We start from the raw sequence: 2,944 nt of genomic DNA on the forward strand, positions 1-2,944 counted from the left end.
TGCTGCTCGACAGCCTGAACAGTGCCCAGGTGACGACCACGCGCATCGCCGAGGCGATGGCGGCGCTGCAACTGTTCATCCACCGTACCTTGTCGGAGCCTGAAGACCCCTACGCCCTGGACAGAAGCGTGTTGGACGGGCCCTTCTTCCGCGACTGGACCCGCTGGAACGCCCGCTACGCCACCTGGTCGGCCGGGCAGATGCTGATGTACTACCCGGAGAACTACATCGACCCGACCGTGCGCCTGGGCCAGACCAAGGCGATGGACGACATGCTGCAGGTGCTGGGGCAGGCGCAGATCAACGGCGATACCGTTGGCGATGCCTACCCCGGCTACCTCAGTGCTTTCGAGGAAGTGGCCAACCTGGAGACGATCAGCGGCTACTACAACGACCGGGAGCCGCAGACCAATGATGAATCGTTGGGCAAGACCTGGTTCATCGGGCGCAGCCGTGGTGAGCCGCGGGAGTACTGGTGGCGGACGGTGGACGAGAGCAAGCGTGACAAGGAGACCGGCGCGCTGCCGGCCAACGCCTGGCGCGGCTGGACGAAGATCAATCTGGCGCCCCAGGTGGTGGGCCGGCTGATCCGGCCGGTGATCTACCGTGAGCGGCTGTACCTGATGTGGGTGGAGCGTCAGGAGCGTATCTTGACCCGCAAGGAGACCGACGGCCAGCCAAAAGATAAGGAATATGTGTGGTCCTACAAGCTGGCGTGGTTGTGCTATGACGGGACCTGGAGCGCACCGCTGGACTACCCGATCGCTGATGCCTACGTGAACAAGCTGGAAAGGTTGGAAGGCTGGGACGAGAACAAAGGGAAAGAGGGTGAAACGTCACCAGCGGTCGATTACGAAAACTACTCGCTGTTCCTGGTCAGCCTGCCCGGCCTGAACGCCCTGGTGGCCGGTATCTATGATCGGAAGGGCGACCTCGGCGACGAAGCCATTGAGTACGGCGGCATCCAGATCAAGGAGGATTTCACCAGCGAGCCCATTGAGCTGTTGGGCGACCTGCGACAAGTCCCGCATTGGCTGGACACGGAGGCGCATACGGGGCTGTGCAGCGTATTCGCTCGCAAAGACCGGCCCGTGGCGAAGGGCATCACGTCCCCGTCTGGCAAACCGGCAGACTTCGTGTCGTTCGACTTGTCCGATGCGAGCGTGAAGGTCATCGAAACGTTCGCTGCCGAAGAGGGCAGCTATAGCCTGCGGCTGGATACGACGCTGTCGGTGGAGGCTGTGCGTCCGGAGGTGCCCAACCGATGGATCACCGAGCTGGTCAAACACTTCAGTGAGCTTGCTCGCCACCAGACACCTGTCCGAGCCATGGCAAGAACTGACAAGGGCGCCTTCCTGGTTCGTCATGAGAATGGCGCGGACTGGGGGTATCTCTGTGTCAGTTGGAATAAGGATGGGCTTGCGCCCGAAAGCATTAAAAATATATATGATGTTGCTGTGGGGAAAGGTACAGAGGTTCATAAGTACAATGGTTCCCATATTCTTTGCAAATTTAAGATGGGCAAGGTTGATTACCACCCATTGCAACACGTCATGGTAGTTCTCGATCATGGCAATTACTCTGCTAATCTATATGTCACGGCGCTCATTGAATATTATGCTCCAGGCGTAGATCATGTAACACCTAGCCGCTATCTGAATCCGCCGGGCAAGGTTAGTAAGTCCGATATATGCCGTATCGTCTATCGCGCCAATAAACAAAAACCTGACATCGAGTCTGCTAACAGCGACTTCGATCTGGCCAAGGGTGTACAGCAGACCAAGTTCTCCAGCGTCCTGAACATTGGGCAGATGTCAGAGTGGCCTGATGAAAATCAAACTTCGCATAAGATGACGCTGAAGGTCGGTGCCGCGGAACGCCATTGGCAGATCCAGCTGTACAAGCAACCCGGTAGCGAGACCGGTCCGGCCGAGTGGGTAGCGAAGCTCGCGGAAGTCACCCCGGTGAAAACCACGTTCATCGGCGAGACCGCCGAAGGGGCCCAGTACTTCCAGCGCGGCTCCTGGGTCACCCGGCTGAACACGCTGTTCGCCCGCCAGCTCACCGAGCGCGCGGTGCGGGGGATCGACACCATCCTGAGCTACGACACCCAGCAGATCAAGGAGCCGAGCATCCCGGGCAGCCAGGATGATCCGAGAATGGATTTCGGCGGTGCCAACGCGCTGTATTTCTGGGAGCTGTTCTACTACACGCCGATGATGGTGATGCAGCGCTTCCTGCAGGAAGAGCGCTTCGACCTGGCCGAGCAATGGCTCAAGTACATCTTCAACCCGACCGGCTCCACGCCGCGCATGTGGAACGTACGCCCGCTGGAAGAAGACACCTCGTGGAACGAGGCGCCGCTGGAGTCGCTGGACCCGGACGCGGTGGCGCAGAACGACCCGATGCACTACAAGCTCAATGCCTTCATGCGCTTGCTGGACATCACCCTGGGGCGTGGCGATGCGGCGTATCGCAAGCTCGAGCGCGACACCCTGAGCGAAGCGAAGGTGTGGTACCAGCGCGCCTTGCGCCTGCTGGGCGACGAACCCTGGATCGATCCGAGTACCGACTGGGACGACCCGCAGCTGGGCGAGGTGGCTGCGCAACAGGTGCTCGACGATCGTCTGGATGCGTTGGCGATGATGGCCGAAGGCATACGCGCCGAGGATGTGGCGAAGCTGCGCGCGATGGGGCCGTCACGCGCCGTGGCGGGCAGGACGCTGTTCCTGCCCGAGGCCAACCGCATGCTGCTCGACTATTGGGAAGCGCTGCGCATCCGTCTGTACAACCTGCGGCACAACCTGACGCTGGACGGCCAGCCCTTGAACCTGCCGCTGTATGCTGCGCCGGCCGACCCGAAGGCCCTGTGGGCCGACGCGGTGGCCGCCGAGGCGGGCGGGGCCAATGCCTTGCCGACCATCGACAACGTGCCGGCGTTGCG

Annotated in this window: 1 protein-coding gene; it reads left to right on the forward strand. The window is 61.0% G+C overall.

All coding sequences use genetic code 11. The features are described 5' to 3' along the window. Positions 1–2,944 (forward strand): neuraminidase-like domain-containing protein (locus AC1MHZ_RS23310; RefSeq protein WP_482967005.1); only part of this gene is annotated, 2,944 nt, incomplete at both ends.

This window comes from Pseudomonas sp. FA-1 (assembly GCF_056856075.1).